The 17,279-nt window shown below is 39.7% G+C and carries 22 protein-coding genes; 17 read left to right on the top strand and 5 right to left on the bottom strand.

Translation table 11 applies throughout. From position 1 onward, the window contains the following. The first annotated feature begins 44 nt into the window (after positions 1 to 44). The 5 genes from CVN76_RS18830 (at position 45) to CVN76_RS18810 (ending at position 4,321) form a co-directional block, all read left to right on the top strand. Positions 45 to 278 (top strand): DUF896 domain-containing protein, encoded by a 234-nt coding sequence (locus tag CVN76_RS18830; RefSeq protein WP_100532545.1) that lies wholly within the window; start codon positions 45 to 47, stop codon positions 276 to 278. 235 nt (positions 279 to 513) lie between these two features. Then, positions 514 to 2,517, top strand: a complete 2,004-nt coding sequence (gene tkt / locus CVN76_RS18825; RefSeq protein ID WP_100532544.1) for a transketolase — start codon at positions 514 to 516, stop codon at positions 2,515 to 2,517. 271 nt (positions 2,518 to 2,788) lie between these two features. Continuing rightward, positions 2,789 to 3,229: a sporulation inhibitor of replication protein SirA gene (gene sirA, locus CVN76_RS18820; protein WP_061141701.1), complete on the top strand. Its 441-nt coding sequence runs from the start codon at positions 2,789 to 2,791 to the stop codon at positions 3,227 to 3,229. 84 nt (positions 3,230 to 3,313) lie between these two features. After that, positions 3,314 to 3,529 (top strand): YneF family protein, encoded by a 216-nt coding sequence (locus tag CVN76_RS18815; protein ID WP_034312934.1) that lies wholly within the window; start codon positions 3,314 to 3,316, stop codon positions 3,527 to 3,529. Between the two features lie 390 nt (positions 3,530 to 3,919). Continuing rightward, positions 3,920 to 4,321: an RDD family protein gene (locus CVN76_RS18810; RefSeq protein ID WP_100532543.1), complete on the top strand. Its 402-nt coding sequence runs from the start codon at positions 3,920 to 3,922 to the stop codon at positions 4,319 to 4,321. Positions 4,322 to 4,590: 269 nt separating this feature from the next. Here the strand turns inward: CVN76_RS18810 and CVN76_RS18805 are convergent, their stop codons facing one another. Next, positions 4,591 to 5,478, bottom strand: coding sequence for a LysR family transcriptional regulator (locus CVN76_RS18805; protein WP_100532542.1), 888 nt, complete (start codon positions 5,476 to 5,478; stop codon positions 4,591 to 4,593). A 157-nt stretch (positions 5,479 to 5,635) separates the two neighbouring features. Between CVN76_RS18805 and thrC the strand changes: the two genes are divergently transcribed. The 5 genes from thrC to CVN76_RS18780 all read left to right on the top strand — a co-directional run bounded on the left by thrC (position 5,636) and on the right by CVN76_RS18780 (position 9,966). Further along, positions 5,636 to 6,901 carry a threonine synthase gene (gene thrC, locus CVN76_RS18800; protein WP_100532541.1) on the top strand — a complete coding sequence of 422 codons (1,266 nt, stop codon included), beginning with the start codon at positions 5,636 to 5,638 and terminating at the stop codon, positions 6,899 to 6,901. 614 nt (positions 6,902 to 7,515) lie between these two features. Beyond that, a complete protein-coding gene (locus CVN76_RS18795; RefSeq protein ID WP_061141698.1) occupies positions 7,516 to 7,941 on the top strand; it encodes an RrF2 family transcriptional regulator in 426 nt (141 codons plus the stop codon). Positions 7,942 to 8,027: 86 nt separating this feature from the next. After that, a complete protein-coding gene (locus CVN76_RS18790) occupies positions 8,028 to 8,414 on the top strand; it encodes an IDEAL domain-containing protein (RefSeq protein WP_100532540.1) in 387 nt (128 codons plus the stop codon). 47 nt (positions 8,415 to 8,461) lie between these two features. After that, positions 8,462 to 8,776, top strand: a complete 315-nt coding sequence (gene trxA / locus CVN76_RS18785) for a thioredoxin (protein WP_100532539.1) — start codon at positions 8,462 to 8,464, stop codon at positions 8,774 to 8,776. Positions 8,777 to 8,841: 65 nt separating this feature from the next. Beyond that, a complete protein-coding gene (locus CVN76_RS18780) occupies positions 8,842 to 9,966 on the top strand; it encodes an NADH-dependent flavin oxidoreductase (protein WP_100532538.1) in 1,125 nt (374 codons plus the stop codon). 439 nt (positions 9,967 to 10,405) lie between these two features. Here CVN76_RS18780 and CVN76_RS18775 read toward each other — a convergent pair whose 3' ends face one another. The 3 genes from CVN76_RS18775 to CVN76_RS18765 all read right to left on the bottom strand — a co-directional run bounded on the left by CVN76_RS18775 (position 10,406) and on the right by CVN76_RS18765 (position 12,284). Next, the gene (locus CVN76_RS18775; protein ID WP_100532537.1) at positions 10,406 to 10,804 is read right to left on the bottom strand and encodes a DoxX family protein; all 399 of its coding nucleotides are present in this window, start codon (positions 10,802 to 10,804) and stop codon (positions 10,406 to 10,408) included. Between the two features lie 241 nt (positions 10,805 to 11,045). Further along, the gene (locus CVN76_RS18770) at positions 11,046 to 11,792 is read right to left on the bottom strand and encodes a polysaccharide deacetylase family protein (protein ID WP_232732347.1); all 747 of its coding nucleotides are present in this window, start codon (positions 11,790 to 11,792) and stop codon (positions 11,046 to 11,048) included. Between the two features lie 132 nt (positions 11,793 to 11,924). After that, positions 11,925 to 12,284 carry a DUF4183 domain-containing protein gene (locus CVN76_RS18765; RefSeq protein WP_081092350.1) on the bottom strand — a complete coding sequence of 120 codons (360 nt, stop codon included), beginning with the start codon at positions 12,282 to 12,284 and terminating at the stop codon, positions 11,925 to 11,927. Between the two features lie 128 nt (positions 12,285 to 12,412). Between CVN76_RS18765 and CVN76_RS18760 the strand changes: the two genes are divergently transcribed. Next, a complete protein-coding gene (locus tag CVN76_RS18760; RefSeq protein WP_332850651.1) occupies positions 12,413 to 12,802 on the top strand; it encodes a DUF4183 domain-containing protein in 390 nt (129 codons plus the stop codon). A 191-nt stretch (positions 12,803 to 12,993) separates the two neighbouring features. Here the strand turns inward: CVN76_RS18760 and CVN76_RS18755 are convergent, their stop codons facing one another. Continuing rightward, positions 12,994 to 13,167, bottom strand: coding sequence for an aspartyl-phosphate phosphatase Spo0E family protein (locus CVN76_RS18755; protein ID WP_100532536.1), 174 nt, complete (start codon positions 13,165 to 13,167; stop codon positions 12,994 to 12,996). A 254-nt stretch (positions 13,168 to 13,421) separates the two neighbouring features. Between CVN76_RS18755 and CVN76_RS18750 the strand changes: the two genes are divergently transcribed. The 6 genes from CVN76_RS18750 (at position 13,422) to CVN76_RS18725 (ending at position 17,244) form a co-directional block, all read left to right on the top strand. Continuing rightward, a complete protein-coding gene (locus tag CVN76_RS18750) occupies positions 13,422 to 14,129 on the top strand; it encodes a cytochrome c biogenesis CcdA family protein (RefSeq protein ID WP_100532535.1) in 708 nt (235 codons plus the stop codon). A gap of 211 nt (positions 14,130 to 14,340) precedes the next feature. Beyond that, the gene (locus CVN76_RS18745) at positions 14,341 to 14,700 is read left to right on the top strand and encodes a response regulator (RefSeq protein ID WP_100532534.1); all 360 of its coding nucleotides are present in this window, start codon (positions 14,341 to 14,343) and stop codon (positions 14,698 to 14,700) included. A gap of 114 nt (positions 14,701 to 14,814) precedes the next feature. Then, the gene (locus tag CVN76_RS18740) at positions 14,815 to 15,276 is read left to right on the top strand and encodes a CcdC family protein (protein WP_100532533.1); all 462 of its coding nucleotides are present in this window, start codon (positions 14,815 to 14,817) and stop codon (positions 15,274 to 15,276) included. Between the two features lie 217 nt (positions 15,277 to 15,493). Next, positions 15,494 to 16,549: a YeeE/YedE family protein gene (locus CVN76_RS18735; protein ID WP_198512596.1), complete on the top strand. Its 1,056-nt coding sequence runs from the start codon at positions 15,494 to 15,496 to the stop codon at positions 16,547 to 16,549. 37 nt (positions 16,550 to 16,586) lie between these two features. Beyond that, positions 16,587 to 16,814: a sulfurtransferase TusA family protein gene (locus CVN76_RS18730; protein WP_100532532.1), complete on the top strand. Its 228-nt coding sequence runs from the start codon at positions 16,587 to 16,589 to the stop codon at positions 16,812 to 16,814. Between the two features lie 124 nt (positions 16,815 to 16,938). Further along, positions 16,939 to 17,244 (top strand): DUF3219 family protein, encoded by a 306-nt coding sequence (locus CVN76_RS18725; RefSeq protein WP_100532531.1) that lies wholly within the window; start codon positions 16,939 to 16,941, stop codon positions 17,242 to 17,244. Positions 17,245 to 17,279 lie beyond the last annotated feature (35 nt).

Genomic DNA, 17,279 nt, shown 5'->3' with positions numbered 1-17,279 from the left:
TTTTAATACCATGACAATATCAGCAGATATGAAGGAGCGAAATTATGCTATCAAAAGAAAAATTGGCCCGCATTAATGAACTTTCCAAAAAGGCTAAGGAAGTCGGCTTGACGGAAGTGGAAGCGAAAGAGCAAACGCTATTAAGAAGCGAGTATTTAGAAACATTCAGGCAATCGATGTCCGATACGTTAGAACACGTGAAAGTGGTCGATCCTGAAGGTAATGACGTCACTCCACAGAAAATTAAAGATATTAAAGAGAAAAGAAACTTACATTAATGCTGGGACTTTCCTGACGGGAACTCTCCATTGTAAGCTTCTTTTGGACAGTAATCCGTAAAAGAGAGTGCATTCATGTATGTATTCTCCTATTTAGTTTAATCTAAATAGGGGAATTCTTTAATTTTGGCTAAAGGATGTATAATATTGGGTATCGAATAGTGATTTTAGTTGTGATATTTAGCGGGTCACTATAATATAAAGAGGTACATTACAGGAAGGGATGTTTTACTATATGTTAGATAAATTAGATGCACTTTCTATCAATACCATTCGTACTTTATCGATCGATGCAATTGAAAAGGCTAATTCTGGCCATCCAGGGATGCCTATGGGTGCAGCGCCAATGGCGTATAAACTATGGACTGAATATATGAATCATAACCCGAAAAATCCAGAGTGGTTCAATAGAGATCGTTTCGTTCTTTCAGCAGGACATGGATCGATGCTGTTGTATAGCCTCCTACACTTGTCTGGGTATGGCTTGACCATTGATGATCTAAAAGGGTTCCGTCAATGGGGCAGTAAAACTCCAGGTCATCCTGAATTCGGACATACTGCAGGCGTAGATGCGACTACAGGACCGTTAGGACAAGGGATCGCGATGGCAGTTGGAATGGCAATGGCCGAACGACACTTGGCAGAAAGCTATAACCGTGATTCTTATAATGTGGTCGATCATCATACATATAGCATTTGCGGAGATGGAGATTTAATGGAGGGTGTTTCTGCTGAAGCGGCATCATTAGCTGGGCATCTCCAACTTGGAAGACTTGTTGTTTTATATGACTCCAATGATATCTCCCTTGATGGAGACTTAAGTCAGTCATTCAGTGAAAGTGTAGCAGAACGCTTCAAATCCTATAACTGGCAATATATCCGTGTTGAGGATGGAAATGATCTGGAAGAAATTGCGAAAGCGATTGAAGAAGCGAAAACGGATGAAAATCGTCCGACATTAATAGAAGTGAAAACAGTTATCGGTTACGGTTCACCAAACCGTTCAGGTAAGTCAGCAGTTCATGGCGCTCCGCTTGGTTCAGATGAGCTGAAGCTGACTAAGGAAGCATATAAATGGACGTTCGAGGAAGATTTCCATGTTCCTGAGGAAGTGTATTCACATTTCAATCAAGCTTGTGTAGAAGCCGGATCGAAAAAAGAAGAAGCTTGGAACGAACTGTTCAAGAATTACAAAGAAGCACATCCTGAATTAGCCGGACAATTGGAACTGGCAATCAAAGGTGAGCTGCCTGCTGAATGGGATCAGGAAATACCGGTTTATGAAGAAGGAAAAACATTGGCTTCCCGTGCTTCAAGCGGAGAAGTTTTAAATGCGATTGCCAAAACGGTTCCTAGCTTCATAGGTGGATCGGCAGATTTAGCCGGCTCGAATAACACGGCCATCAAAGGTGAGACGGATTTATTACCGGGTAATTACAGTGGCCGTAATATATGGTTTGGTGTACGTGAATTCGCAATGGGAGCTGCATTGAATGGGATGACTCTCCATGGCGGACTTAAAGTGTACGGAGGGACTTTCTTCGTTTTCTCTGACTACTTGCGCCCAGCCATAAGAATGGCAGCACTGATGGGCTTACCTGTAACGTATGTATTCACCCATGACAGCATTGCTGTAGGGGAAGACGGTCCGACCCATGAACCAATCGAACAATTGGCTTCATTACGTGCGATGCCGAACCTAGGTGTAATCCGTCCAGCAGATGGTAATGAAACCGCAGCGGCTTGGAAAGTGGCTATGGAGTCTACAAATAAACCAACTGCCCTTGTACTTACTCGTCAAGGATTACCGACAATTAAAGACACTGATAAAAATGCTTATGAAGGTGTTTCAAAAGGAGCTTATATCATCTCCGCCTCGAAAAAAGAAGAAGCTGATGCTTTGCTTCTTGCGACAGGTAGCGAAGTGAACTTGGCTGTGGAAGCACAGCAAGCTTTAGCGGCAGAAGGCATCGATGTCTCTGTTGTCAGCATGCCTTCATGGGATCGATTCGAAACGCAATCGAAAGAATATAAACAAAGTGTCATCAATCCGGCTGTGAAAAAACGTCTAGCCATTGAAGTGGCTTCACCGTTTGGCTGGGATCGTTATACAGGTGATGAGGGTGAAATCTTGGCCATCAATCACTTTGGAGCGTCTGCACCAGGAAACAAGATCATGGAAGAGTTTGGGTTCACAGTCGATAATGTAGTGGCCCGTGTTAAAGAATTGTTGAAATAATGGTAAATGGAGCTGACGCCAACTAGATTGGTGTCAGTTTTTTATTGGAATTTCTTATTGTAAGGGGAATTCTTCGATTCGACAAAAAAAGAAGAAAATTTCTCCAACAAACAACATATACCGTCCGTTTGTCAATATATAATGAGAATAATTAATTTTCGTTTAATTATGTCAATTATAGGGGAAAGTCATCATAGATAGTAAAAAATGGAAGGATTTGGTGTTGCGTTGTCCGTGTTACCAAAATTGGAATGCTAGGAGGCATTGGCTGATGAGAACCTATCAAATTTTTTTAATCGAAGATGAATTTGCCCATCATTATTACGGTCGCGAAAAGCTATTTTTCAATTTGTTTTTGGAGTATATTCATGCAAGGGGCCGACTGAAGAGTATTTTGCAAAAACAAATCGAATTTGTCACCAAGACAGTCCCGACCATCCAATTGAAGTTGGCCATCGAGCACCGTTTGCAAAGAAAGATGAATTTTTGGACGCAAAATGGCAAATACTATCTAGAAAAAACAAATGGATCAAGTAAAGCCGTTTTAATTATCGAGAATGAATCCATTACACTAAAAGCTGATGGAGACTACGAAGCGGAGACTGCCTTTTTTGAATGTATTCGAAAATATGAGGCGAGTTTCCTCGCCATAGATTTTGAACACGAAAAATACGGCTGGTTAAAACCGATAAAAGAAAGAAAATTTGTCTAAATGGGGGACTTTTCGGCAGCGGGTATTGTATAATAACCTTTGGTCTAGTACACTGATGTTAGACAACACGAAGGAGGAAATAGTATGTGGGTTTACATTCTAGTTGGCGTACTGGCATTGATTGCTGGAGTAGTGCTGGGATTTTTCATCGCTCGTAAATACATGATGGATTACTTAAAGAAAAATCCGCCAATTAACGAACAGATGCTGAAAATGATGATGATGCAAATGGGTATGAAACCATCCCAAAAGAAAATTAATCAAATGATGAGCGCCATGAATAAACAACAAACAAAATAAACTCAAGGGTTCATCCATTGATTAATGGCAATTATAAGATAAGCAAATCATAAACTACTTTGAAGAGTGAATCTTTCATCATAAATTTCCATTGTTTTTGCTTTATCTTTCAATTACAGATCCGAAACCCCCTCTCTGCATGAATGAGCCAGAGAGAGGGTTTTTTTGTATTGCAGAAGAAGTCTTTGAGTGGTCTTGTTCCGTTACAAAGCAAGGGGGGGGGACCGGCCTTTCCATGCAAACGGAGTCAAAGGGTCTGCAAGTCAGGGGAATAATATCGCAAATGGTTGGATTGTGGTTGGGGATTATGTAAAAAGGCTCGTTACAATAGCTCAAATCTGGTAAAATAGTTAATTGTAACTACTACAACTGCTAACAGGAGGATCATTGATGAACGATTCAGTAGGTTTTTGGAAACGATTATTCGCAGGAATTCTCGACGTACTAATAATATCTTTGCCTTTAACATTGATTTTCGGTTGGATAACCGGTGATTGGGAAAATGAAGATTTCTCAACAATATTGGACTTGCTATACATGCTGATCGTCCCGATAGTCTGGTATGGCTATACAGTCGGGAAACGGATCATGGGCATCCGTATCGTACGGGTCGATGGCAGGAAATTAGGTATAGGCACGATGCTGTTAAGAACATTTGTTGCAGGTATAGTCTATATCCTTACAATTGGGATAGGTTTTATTATTAGCGCATTCATGGTCGGTATAAGAAAGGATCATCGGTCGATTCATGATTTCATTGCTGGTACATATGTGACATCGGAGAAACCTTAATAAAAGATGAGCGGTATTAGCTACATATATTAAAAGACCTGAGTTCGGTATTCTACCCTACTCAGGTCTTTTAATTTTATCAACATCCGTTTGCGGGTCTCGTACTAATTCTTTTGAAAATGCTCTGGAGCAAATAACGATATTTTTTCCCCTTACAGATTTTGAGGAGAAAAAAATGCTGCTGAAAAAATGCATTTTTTCAATCTAACATACTTGGAATGCTGATTTTTGAAAATGACAATTCTGTTGGAGGCTGCGCGCCTCCTCGATTAATTTTCATCTTTTTCAATCATTTGTATGAAATTAAGCGCAGTTTCGGCAAGTGTATCTTTTTTTCTTGTACATAATGAGATGGGATTTTTTAATTGAATTTCATCCACATATACTGTTCCTACTTCTCCACGGGTAATATATTCGTTTACTTCAAGAGACGAAACAAAGGTAACTCCATAACCTTCAATCACTGTTCTGATTGTTTCATTCAATCCATTAATTTGTAAACCAACGATTGGTTCATTTACATGATGGATTTTACATAAAGAAACCAACTTTTCCCTTGAGGAGCTCCCTTCTTCTCGAAACACAAAAGGCTCTCTTGCCATTTCAGCCAATGTAATATGTTTTGAAGCAAACTTATGATCTTTATGCACGACAAATACCATTTTATCTTCAAGTAATTCCTTACTATGAATGAATGGATTAAACTCTTTTCTTCCACCTATGAAAGCAATTTCTGCTTCATAATTAATTAACTGATCGATTGCACTACGAGAATTAGTTGTTGTGAATTCTACCTCTACCTCAGGGTATCTTTGTTTGTACCGCCCAATCCATTTTGGTAGTAAAAAATTTGCTGGAAGATATGTTGCGACAATACGTAGCTTTCCAACTGCTCCATTTTTGAGTTGATCAATATAAGAGTCTATTTCGGCTTCAAGGGAAAATAATCTTTTAGCTTGTTTAGCAAGTTGAAGGCCAGCTTGGGTTAATAAGATGCCTCTACCCTTAGGAGACAATAAAATTAACCCGATTTCTTGTTCTAATTTTTTTATTTGTGCCGTTACAGCAGGCTGACTTATATTCAGCTCTTCAGCCGCACGAGTAACATTTCCCTTTTCAGCAACAGTATGAAATAGTCGTAATGCATGTAGGTTCATTATTCACCTCTATAATCATAAATAAAACTTATGAATACCATAAAAAGATATATTATATGTATTGGTTTTCTTCCGTTATTATAAGACTATAAAAGTTCCTACTCAAGAAAAATTTCTAAGTAAAGAGGTGAGAGGGCAGCTTGTATGTCCCTAATTTATGAAATTAATATGTGTCGACTGTGGTCAAGGAATGTCTTCTAACAATTTTAACTACCATTGTACATGTGGCGGACTATTAGATATTGTCCAAGATTTTCACAACTATGATGCTGATTTTTTGAAGCATTTATTCAATGAACGCCTTTCTGAACGTATGACACCCTATGCAAGTGGAGTATGGAGGTACAAGGAATTAATTTTTCCTGAGTTACCTGAAGACTGCATCGTTACGAAATATGAAGGAAACACAGGATTATACTCTTCTGAGTTGATTAGGAACTATACTGGATTGAAACAGGTTTCTTTAAAAGCGCAAAGTGAAAATCCTAGTGGTTCATTTAAAGACAATGGTATGACGGTTGCGGTTTCTCATGGGAAATCCTTGGGTTTTAAAAAATTCACTTGCACATCAACAGGAAATACATCCTCTTCTTTAGCTATGTATGCCTCAATCGCTAATGCAAATTCTTATGTTTTCGTCCCAAATAAAGATATATCGATTAATAAAGTATTACAGACAATAGCGTACGGTGCACATGTTTTTAGTATTTCGGGTACTTATGATGACGGAATTCAGTTTTTAGAGGAGAATGGTCGTGATCTTGGTTTGTACGTATGCAATTCAATTAATCCCTTTAGGATAGAAGGACAAAAAAGTATTATTTATGAAATTGCCCAGTATTTAAACTGGAATTTACCTGATTGGATTGTAGTACCTGGTGGAGCTTTAAGTAATGCAACTGCATTAGGTAAAGGATTACAGGATTTATTTGCACTCGGGTTTATAGACAAGGTGCCAAGAGTAGCAATCGTACAAGCTGAAGGTGCCAGCCCATTCCATAAAATGATAGCTCAAGATAAGAGTGAACTTATACCTGAACATCGGCCATATACTAGAGCTTCTGCATTGAATATCGGAAATCCACCTAGTTGGAAAAAAGCAATGCTTTCTTTAAGACAAACAAATGGGACGACAATTTCCGTAACAGATGATGAAATTCTTGACGCAAAAGCTATAATTGATAAAAGTGGTATTGGGTGTGAACCTGCTTCGGCAGCTACTGTTGCTGGACTACGAAAATTAGTGTCCCAGCAGGTTATTGACAAAGAGGAGTCAGCACTATGTATCTTAACGGGAAATATCTTAAAGGATACAGATGCCCTGAATGAGTATCATTTTGGAGAAAGTAATCAGTCAACCTTTAAAAATGCATTGCAACCGACTAGTTTGACATATGACACTATTAAAAAGTATATATTATGAAACCTTATTTTATTCGTAATGAAACCTAGGGAATTGGGGTTATCCCCGACAAGAAGAAAAACATTAAAAGACAGGGCAGTGATCAAAAAACGAAATTCAACCTTTTGGTATCGTTTATAGTTTGAATTAGTAGATATGATAGGTTTTGGTGTAAATATGACCTGTTAGAAACATATCACCTGAATATCCTTTTCATCTATGAATTAAAAGGCGTTGGTCCTCTGGCAAGTTGGACCACGCCTTGTTTGCTTCGAACATTAAATATTTCTCTGGATAACCACTTATTGTAAATGGCTTTTGATTTCGGTAAGCCGTTTAGTCATTGGCTTTTCACCTCGTCCAGTTTGATGCTAGCACTTTCTTCATACACTCTGTTTTTTCAAAGACTCGATATTGTCCACAATTGGAACAGGTTATACTTTTATTGGGAATGACCTTACCTCACTGTGTGATTTAAGCCATCTCTGACAAGCAATGGGTATCTTTTGACGTTTTTTGCTCATCCATTTCTTGAGTGTGGCAAAATGAATGAAATGATCATAAAGTGGTGAAAGTTGACTTTAGCAACTGTAATGATTAAAATTACAGTAATCTCCTTGAGGAGGATGCCAAAAGTGAATAGTGATTTTACGATAGCTGTGCATAGTTTGGTGTATTTGGCTTATTTGCCAGATCATATGGCAAGCAGTGAGTCTATTGCAGAAAACGTTTGTACGAACTCGGCAAGAATTAGGAAAGTGATGAGCTGCTTACGGAATAAAGGGTATGTCAAGACTAAAGAAGGTGTTGGCGGAGGCTATATTCTCGAATGTAATCCTGAAGAGGTAAGTTTAGCGGATATTTATATAACAGTCTCACATGGGACATTGAAACCGAAATGGTGTACGGGTGATCCGGAGAAAAAGTGTGTCATTTCTTCCAATACCCAGGTGGTTATGGATCAAATATTCGATGAAGCCGAGCTATATTTTGAAAAGTATTTAGAAAATATTACACTTAGCACGTTTTTGGAAAAAATTAAGCAATGTCCTCGATATTGATTAGTTTTTTCTTTTACACTTACTGTATCTTTTATTTTTACAGTTACGGGCTGTTCTTAAAATGAATATAAAAGAGGTGTTCCGATATGGAAGGAAATAGACAATTTGAAAACGGTGATTGGGTACAAGGAAGGTCGAGGGAGGGGGAACTCATTCACGGGTTTATCGAAACCATAGGCAGAAATCAAGATATCATGAAAGTGAATGTAGTGGAAAGTGATAATGAAAAGGCGGTTGGTAAATCGATTTGGATCCCAAGTAAATGGACTCAAAAGCTGCCCGATTTGGAAATCAGTAACGAAAGCCATCTATTGGCATTAATTGATTTAGCGTTACTTTCCAAAGATGAGACTTGGTTTATGGAGTTATCAGGTAAATTGGAATCGGTTAAGATACACCCCAAATTAAAGGTTGAAAAATCCGATTTCCTAATGAAGGAAAATCGAATCGCGAATCTTGATTTGAATAAATGAGGTTCCAAAATGGTGATTATAACGGATAAAACGAGGAGGAAATGATCATGGCTATCGAGCATGTTACAGATGGAAATTTTGCTGTTGAAATTAAAGAGGGGTTAGTGCTGGTTGATTTTTGGGCACCATGGTGCGGCCCGTGTAAAATGATTGCACCAGTCCTAAACGAATTGGACGATGAAATGGGTGAACAGGTTAAAATCGTTAAACTCAATGTTGATGAAAATACAGCGACGACACAACAATACGGGATAATGGGAATACCAGCACTTATTCTTTTCAAAGATGGAGAAAAGGTCGATCAGGCAGTGGGCCTGCAACCTAAAGAAGCAATTTCGGCGTTAATCACTAGGCATGCGTGATAATTCAATGACAATCGTTACTTATTCGGTTGGTGGCAACTTACTTATAAATGGAGGATTGGGAAATGAATTCTAAATATACACCGTTATTTGAATCATTCAATATAGGGAAAGGGGTGGAAGTGAAAAACCGTCTGGTGATGGCACCGATGACCAATTTCTCTTCGAATCCTGACGGGACTGTATCCGATGAAGAAATAAGCTATTATGAGCGCCGGTCAAGCGGGGTGGGCATGGTGATAACGGCTTGTACGTATGTGACGGCAAATGGCAAAGGATTTCATGGGGAGTTTGGCGGTGATACGGACGAAATGATTCCTAGCCTAAGTCGTTTAGCTTCGGCGATAAAAGCGAAAGGTGCAAAAGCAATCCTCCAGATTTTTCATGGCGGCCGCGAGGTTCCACCGGAATTAGTGCCTAATGGCGATGTTGTAAGCGCAGGTGATATCCCATCAGTTGGCGAAGGGAAAAAGGTTCCGCGTCCACTGACCGAAAAGGAAATCGAATCGATCATTCTCGATTTTGGTGAAACCACTCGACGTGCCATAGAAGCTGGATATGATGGTGTCGAAATTCACGGTGCCAATGGTTACTTGATTCAGCAATTCTTTTCCCCGCACTCGAACCGTCGCGAAGACAAGTGGGGGGGATCACTTGAAAGACGACTGAGTTTTCCGTTAGCGGTGGTAGATGAAGTCCAAAAAGCCGTTGCAAACCATGCCAAAGCACCGTTCATCGTAGGATATCGCTTTTCACCAGAGGAGCCTGAAACACCGGGAATCACGATGGACGATACACTTGCCTTGATTGACGGACTTGTGAAAAAAGATCTGGCTTACCTTCATGTTTCATTAATGGATTTCTGGTCAAAAGGAAGAAGGGGAGCGGATGCTAACCGGGCACGGATGGAAATCATTAAAGAACGTGTTGGAGGTCAAGTTCCTGTCATCGGCGTTGGTTCGATCTACACGGCAGATGATGCGATCAAAGCACTGCAATCAGGCGTTCCGCTGCTTGCCTTGGGCCGTGAATTGATCATCGATCCGGAATGGGTACAAAAAGTGGAACAAGGAAGAGAAACGGAAATCGTCACAAAAATAAACAAAGATCATCAGCGGCAATTAGAGATTCCTGATCCATTATGGCAGGCCATCATCCATTCTCCAGGGTGGTTTCCAGGGATTGAATAGGCCGACGCCCCATGGAATATACAATGAACCATAGATGAGATTGTAGTTGAATGACTTTTTAAGGAAAAGAATTCACGCATAATTGAGTGAAACCGCGGATATGGGACACACATGAAAAGTGTCCTTTATCCGCGGTTTTTTTAATGTTGGATAGGACTCGTAAATAATTGTGTTTAGAAGAACTTTCCTGCATTAGTACCTTCATCTTTCTCTTGTTCATACGCTTTGCATAGTTATGGAGGAAGGAAACGTTCATTGTTCCTGAACAAGTTAAACGCTATATAATCAGAAATGGGAAGAAACAGGGCCGCGAAATTGCAATTTTACAAGCATTTGTGCATTAAATGATCGTTGTTTGAGAAGTATGACTATGTTTAGTAGCAGAAAAAAACACGGAGTGGATGTATCCGACTCCGTGTTTTTCATCATTATTAATAGCTTAAAAAAGAATGGAATCAAGTGAGTAAGGGCCAGCTCCAGTTAATGCGACACCAATCGCAACTGCGAGGATGGCAAGATTGTATTCATATCCGTTCTGGGTCGCCCAATAGCCATTTGCTCCGTGAACTTTAACAATCGCAGCAAGCATGGTAACGGCTATCAATATCCCAGCTAGAGGTGTAAGCAGACCTACAGCGAATAACGCACCGCCAATAAGCTCCGAAAGACCCGCAAACAGGGCCATCGTAACTCCCGGCTTCATGCCGATCGAGTCAAACCAGCCTCCAGTTCCTTTTAATCCATGACCGCCAAACCAGCCAAACAATTTTTGCGCGCCATGACCAACGAACGATAGACCAATAACCAATCGTATTAGTAATAAACCTAAACCAATCATTTATGATTCCTCCTAAATTTTTATATGTTAGTTAGATATCTTTAATTGGAGATATTGAAGTGCGTAAACTATCTCGAATTAAATTATCTTGAATTAAGAATAAATGATTGTCTGTGATTTGTCAAATTCATTTATTTTATCCATGCAAAATGGTAACAAGATGGCGATGCTGTCCGTTAGGGAAAAAGCAATCACATCATTTCTTTGCTAGTTACCTAACGGCGAAACATTCCATAAACGCTCATTCGACAGGGAATGTTTTGAAAAAACCGGGTGAGCTTTGACTGGAACGAAATAATAGATCAGATACGGTCACGCATTCATATCCGTTTTTATATAGATAATCCAAGGTCGGTTCCAGAGCCATTACAGTTTGGGGACGATCGCTCCAATCATGGAGGAGAATGATGTCACCAGCCCGTAACGAATGTATGATGTGGGAGGATATTTTATTCGGTGCCGGCCGTTTCCAGTCTTGTGGATCCTGATGCCAGGACCATAAAACAACCTTAAATCCTTTTTTTACTGCAGTATTAATGATTATATCGTTATGAAGTCCACCTACAGGCCGGTATAATGTCGGTTTGTATTTGGCAATATCCCAAATCACTTTATCGGTTTTGTCCAATTCGGAAGATAATAATTCAGCTGTCATATTTTTGTCGTAATAATGATGATACGTATGGTTCGCAATTTCATGTCCTTCTTTTATTTCTCTTTTAAGGATGCCAGGATTGCTTTTCACTTTATTGCCTGAAACAAAAAACGTGGCTTTGGCATTATATTTAGCCAATATATCCAGGATTTGAGGGGTATAGGAAGGGTGTGGACCATCATCAAAAGTGATTGCGACAATTTTTTCATTGGTTTTTCCATCCCAAATAACGTTTCCAGTTTTCTCGTATACCGCTCTGCTGGATGTTAAGGCGTCAATATGGTTCACTTTATAGACGAAAAGAAGAAAGAAAACGGAGAAAGTCATCATCATGGTCTTCAAAATAGTCCCCCCTGTACTTGTGTATATATCAGTTAGTATATGGAGTTCCATTTTATTTAGCCGGTGGTGGGTGAGAAAGCATGAAATTCAATGACATTGATGTTACAAAGAGATCATTCCCTTTTAGATAATGAACATTTGCAATATGATGGGTGTTCCTTTAATGGGGGCATCTGCGGTATTCAATGTAAGCTTTCCGGTTTCAACGGTGTAATTATCATGAGGTTGCAGGACGCCATTTATGAATAAATTGATATAAGATACTGTTGCTGGATCTGGTATGACCTGTTTTTCAATGTCTGATATCCCATCTTCTTCAACAAAAACCCGCTGGCATCCATTTGCGACGGCATAAAATTCATATGCAACGATACGTTTTGGGATTTTCGTGCGAACTTCCGTGAAAGAGCATGCAGGGAAAAACAACAAAGGTTTAGGGATTTCTTCATCCTCATTGATAAAACGGCAATATTTATTGTCCATTTTCTTAAATTCTCCCCTTTTTATTATCTCCTATTTATTTTATATAAAATACCGATTATCGTGAGGACCATTTTTGGAATTTGTCTATACACTTCCGTCCTTGAAGTCATAGCATATAGAGAAGAGAGGTGAATATATTGCCGTTAAAGATCATGAAATTAGCCATTGAGGCTACCTCGCTGATTAGTGTAAATCCATTGATTACCCGTTTATTTTATGAGGTGCCTGCAGCATTGGAAGGTCCAACTGAACTGACGATCGATCCTGCAAGCTTTTGGACGGACACTGGCGGTGCGGCAACAGTGCTGCCTGTATTAACTGCTGAAAACAGCTCATTTGAAGTGTTTATTAATGGTGTGCTGCAAATGGAGGATATATCCACATACACTCCAGGTGCTACTGGTGTCGGCAGCCTTGTGCTGACCATTCCTGATGGTTCATCCGTTTTGGCAGGGTCACCTGTCGTTCTTGTCGTGACAAACTACGCACCTACCTCGGATGTCGATATTGTAACGTAAATCCATCAGACCTTCTTTAGGTTAAAACAAGAAAACAGGCAGCGCCGAACGTGCTGCCTGTTTTTATGGAGGAATTTCATCAGGAGAAAGAATGAATAAAGGAGTTCTTCCGGGAAAGGAAGCATATACTTATACTGACAGGAGAGAATACGTCTGGAAATTACCCTCGGTAAAATCCACGATAATAACGATTAAAAACCTGCACCGGTTTTATAAAAGAGTTCATCATATTTATTCAGTAATTGATCTAGCTGCTGGCTGTACTCCACGGCAATAGTTGAGTTCAAACCATCTTCAGCTACGACTTTTATCAATTCATTTCGCTTTAATTCGATTTGTTCAAGGAATTCATTCTGTTTAGCCATTATATTTCCTTTCTGGCCCTAGCATTTTTTTAAGGTACCCTTTAATGTGAGCTGGTTGTAAAATCTGTATGAATATAACAATTATATCGGCTTGGACCAATGAATTCAAATATGTGTTGATCCTATTGATCAAACAGATTTATTTGTTGTGGATCGTAAGTAGCTGTCAACAAATCTTCACAGACCCATACATGTATTCATTTATCTTATTTGTTACAATGTTTATAGGTTGATATACATAGGAGTGAATTCAATTGAATGACATAAATATATTTTTGGCCTTTGGCGCAGGTTTTTTAAGTTTTATTTCTCCGTGCTGCTTACCGCTGTATCCAGCCTTTTTATCTTATATTACGGGTATGAGCGTCGGCGAAATCAAATCGGAGAACGCCATGCTACAAAGAAGGAGTATGCTGCATACTTTATTTTTTCTGCTTGGCTTTTCCTTGGTTTTCATTGCGATCGGTTTCAGTACAACCTATCTAGGATCATTCTTTACCAATTATAAAGAATTAATTCGTCAGATCGGTGCCATTTTGATCATCGTTTTTGGATTGTTCATCGTTGGAATTTTTCAGCCTAAATCCTTGATGAAGGATAGCCGATTCGAATTCAAAAACCGTCCGAGCGGATATGTCGGTTCCATATTAATCGGATTGGCCTTTGCAGCTGGCTGGACACCTTGTGCAGGTCCATTATTAGGGGCGGTCATATCTTTGGGCGCAACGAACTCTAGTGCCGCCATGAGCTATATGGCTGCTTACATTTTAGGTTTTGCCATACCATTTTTCGTATTATCGTTCTTTGTCGGTAAGCTGAAGTGGATCAAAAAGTATAGCCAATCCATTATGAAGATTGGCGGATACCTCATGATTGTAATGGGTGTCATTTTGTTTTTTGATTGGATGACCCAAATCATTTCAGTCCTGTCTAGACTATTCGGTGGCTTTACCGGGTTTTAGTCCATAAAAAGCTATTTTTTCAAAAAAATTCAAAACAATTAGAGTCGATTGGGTCTAAATACCCTTAAAAGATGATTTTACACTTGTAAATCGGATGATAATTCTTGATTTTAGGTCTAAAGTTTTATATCCTATACATACTAGATAAATCATTACATTTCTCACGCAGTTTTTTTTTTGAACCTTGTTGTTGGAAATGAGGAGGAAGACCATGGCCCGAATATTAATTGTTGATGATGCTAAGTTTATGAGGATGACGCTTTCAAATATTTTATCAAAGGCTGGACATGAAGTGATCGGTGAAGGTGAGAACGGCGAAGAGGCGATTGAACTATATCGTCACCTTCAACCTGATTTGGTGACTATGGATATAACGATGCCACTCATGAGCGGGTTGGATGCAGTTAAAGAAATCAAAAAGGAATTTCGGGCTGCAAAGGTTATAATGTGCTCTGCAATGGGGCAGCAGAAAATGGTTGTCGAAGCGATAGAAGCTGGGGCAAAGGATTTTATCGTCAAGCCCTTTGACGAGAGCAGGGTAGTGGATGCCATCAATAGGGCGCTTGATTAAGTACACGCTCCTTGTTTATCTTAAATAGGTAATATATACTTTGTTTATTAATTGAAGTCATATATAATTTTTTATGGTACTTACCTATTTTTAGTTAAAAGGGATGGTTAAGAGATGATATATATATCAACGGGTATAGCGATCGTGATGGCTATGGGTGTTTTCATGTTGCGGATGAAGGAAACAAAAAAACCAGTGAATGAAAAGAAGATCATCTTGCCGCCGTTATTCATGAGTACGGGAGCTTTGATGTTTATTTTCCCCATGTTCCGGGTTTCTCGATACGAATTTTTGGAGGCTCTAGTCGCAGGGATGCTATTTTCCATCTTGCTCATCAAAACCTCAAAATTTGAAGTGAGAGATGAAAAGATTTACATTTTGCGCTCAAAAGCGTTCATATTCATCCTTATTGGCCTTATGGTTGTTCGGCTCGTCGCGAAACTTATGCTCGGGAGCACCATTGAAATAGGCGTCTTGAGCGGAATGTTTTTCTTGCTCGCCTTTGCTATGATCGTCCCCTGGAGAATTGCGATGCTATATCAATATAAAAAGGTAAAGGCAGCCAGTTTCAGCTAATTTGTTGTGGAATTTCAATGAATGTCCTGCTTTTCACGGATGCCAGTAATAGAAGTCAAAAAACCTGAGTCGATCTTCAAAGCGACCCAGGTTTTTTTATTGTTAGGGAGCGTAAAGGGCTTGTAAAAAACATCACGAGAAAATGTAAACCTAGTAATTTCATCTGAATTATATTATATTAGTATTATTAAAAATTTACTAGAGGAGGAGACGGTTGATGTTACAAATGATTGTGTTAGGGATTATATGTGGGCTAATGCTCGGATTTGTGCTTCAAAGGGGCCGTTTCTGTGTTGTTGGTGCATATCGTGATTTGATTTTAGCTAAAGATGGACGGATGTTTTTAGCTACATTCGTTGTTATAGCGATACAAAGTATGGGTGTTTATGCTTTGAATGGCACAGGGGTCATTCAGTTTGGAAATGATGGATTTCCATGGCTGGGAACAATCGTGGGAGGCTTTATATTCGGTATCGGTATGGTACTCGCAGGCGGTTGCGCTACCGGTACATGGTACCGGGCTGGAGAAGGAATGATTGGTAGCTGGGTAGCTCTTTTTGGTTATATGCTTGGAGCAGCCATGACGAAGTACGGCGTTTGGAAAGTGGCTGGGGATCATCTGTTATCCTATCGTACAAGCGACACGTACATTCACGAGACATTGAATGTTTCTCCGTGGGTGCTTGTGATCATCGTAACCGTTTCGGTAGGAATCTTGGTGATACGTGAATTAAGGAAGCCTAAACTGCCGATCTTTCAAATGAAACCGAAGAAAAAGGGGCTGGCTCACCTATTATTCGAAAAACGGTGGCATCCATTTATTACGGCATTGTTGGTTGCCCTGATTGCCATCATCGCCTGGCCGTTAAGTGCGATGACAGGCAGGATGTTTGGTCTCGGAATCACGGCTCCTTCCGCGAACATCCTGACTTTCCTTATTACAGGTGATGATGCGTTAATTGATTGGGGGACGTTTTTAGTTTTGGGTATTTTCCTCGGTGCTTTCATAGCGGCAAAAGGAAGCGGGGAATTCCGTTGGCGCCTGCCAGATATGAAAACATTACGTAATAATGCCCTAGGCGGTGTAATCATGGGATTCGGGGCGAGTGTCGCAGGAGGATGTACAATCGGGAATGGCTTGGTGAATTCTGCATTATTTGCCTGGCAAGGCTGGATTGCGATTATCTTCTTCCTGCTAGGTACATGGGTGGCTACTTATTTCACGATTATCCGTAAGCAAAAGCAGAAGGTTGGTTCTTCCAAAGCCGCTTAAGATTTCAGCAAAAATACGAACAAGGAGTGGATTTCACTTGGCAAAAGTACTGGAGACGACAGGGATGGTTTGTCCGTTCCCTTTAGTGGAAGCAAAAGAAGCAATTGTGGATATGGCGATAGGAGAGGAATTGATCATTAATTTCGATTGCACCCAAGCAACGGAAAGCATTCCGCGCTGGGCTGCCACTGAAGGTCATGAAATTACGGAGTTCGAACAGATCGATGATGCTAAATGGCGCATCATCGTCAAAAAGGGAAATTGATCAATAAAAAAACGTGCGAGGAATTCCTTTGCACGTTTTTTTATTTTTTCAAGACTGAATCGTTGGCTAGGGCAGTTTCAAGTGATAACATAATTGAAAGAACATTTAAGGAGATGTGGATAATATGGTGGATGAGGTCATTTTAAATGATGTTCGGCTGAATGTTACGGATTTTCTTGCTGACACTGTAGAAGGATCTGAAGGTGGAGAAATCAGAAAAGTCAGTTTTAATTTCAAGGTAACGAATGAGGAATACCATGATATCACAACACTGCTTTATCAAATGATATTCGATATAAAGATTCCGCAGCTGAACGAGGAGTTTCGAGCGGAAATTTTTAATTATGCTACTTCCGTTACAAATCTCTATGAAGAAAATGCAGTCGGGGATTTTTCACTGGTTCTACTGGAAGTGAACGAGTCGGAATGATTACTTTGCCAGTCTTGTAAAGATATGGGTTACTG

This window comes from Bacillus sp. mrc49, assembly GCF_002803435.1.
This window is presented reverse-complemented; position numbering and strand designations above follow the sequence as displayed.

Bases quoted from the DNA above. Each gene is read 5' to 3' on its own strand.
- CVN76_RS18830 (WP_100532545.1), top strand. From the start codon at position 45: ATGCTATCAAAAGAAAAATTGGCCCGCATTAATGAACTTTCCAAAAAG.
- tkt (WP_100532544.1), top strand. From the start codon at position 514: ATGTTAGATAAATTAGATGCACTTTCTATCAATACCATTCGTACTTTA.
- sirA (WP_061141701.1), top strand. From the start codon at position 2,789: ATGAGAACCTATCAAATTTTTTTAATCGAAGATGAATTTGCCCATCAT.
- CVN76_RS18815 (WP_034312934.1), top strand. From the start codon at position 3,314: ATGTGGGTTTACATTCTAGTTGGCGTACTGGCATTGATTGCTGGAGTA.
- CVN76_RS18810 (WP_100532543.1), top strand. From the start codon at position 3,920: ATGAACGATTCAGTAGGTTTTTGGAAACGATTATTCGCAGGAATTCTC.
- CVN76_RS18805 (WP_100532542.1), bottom strand. From the start codon at position 5,478: ATGAACCTACATGCATTACGACTATTTCATACTGTTGCTGAAAAGGGA.
- thrC (WP_100532541.1), top strand. From the start codon at position 5,636: ATGAAATTAATATGTGTCGACTGTGGTCAAGGAATGTCTTCTAACAAT.
- CVN76_RS18790 (WP_100532540.1), top strand. From the start codon at position 8,028: ATGGAAGGAAATAGACAATTTGAAAACGGTGATTGGGTACAAGGAAGG.
- trxA (WP_100532539.1), top strand. From the start codon at position 8,462: ATGGCTATCGAGCATGTTACAGATGGAAATTTTGCTGTTGAAATTAAA.
- CVN76_RS18780 (WP_100532538.1), top strand. From the start codon at position 8,842: ATGAATTCTAAATATACACCGTTATTTGAATCATTCAATATAGGGAAA.
- CVN76_RS18775 (WP_100532537.1), bottom strand. From the start codon at position 10,804: ATGATTGGTTTAGGTTTATTACTAATACGATTGGTTATTGGTCTATCG.
- CVN76_RS18770 (WP_232732347.1), bottom strand. From the start codon at position 11,792: ATGATGATGACTTTCTCCGTTTTCTTTCTTCTTTTCGTCTATAAAGTG.
- CVN76_RS18765 (WP_081092350.1), bottom strand. From the start codon at position 12,284: ATGGACAATAAATATTGCCGTTTTATCAATGAGGATGAAGAAATCCCT.
- CVN76_RS18755 (WP_100532536.1), bottom strand. From the start codon at position 13,167: ATGGCTAAACAGAATGAATTCCTTGAACAAATCGAATTAAAGCGAAAT.
- CVN76_RS18745 (WP_100532534.1), top strand. From the start codon at position 14,341: ATGGCCCGAATATTAATTGTTGATGATGCTAAGTTTATGAGGATGACG.
- CVN76_RS18740 (WP_100532533.1), top strand. From the start codon at position 14,815: ATGATATATATATCAACGGGTATAGCGATCGTGATGGCTATGGGTGTT.
- CVN76_RS18735 (WP_198512596.1), top strand. From the start codon at position 15,494: ATGTTACAAATGATTGTGTTAGGGATTATATGTGGGCTAATGCTCGGA.
- CVN76_RS18725 (WP_100532531.1), top strand. From the start codon at position 16,939: ATGGTGGATGAGGTCATTTTAAATGATGTTCGGCTGAATGTTACGGAT.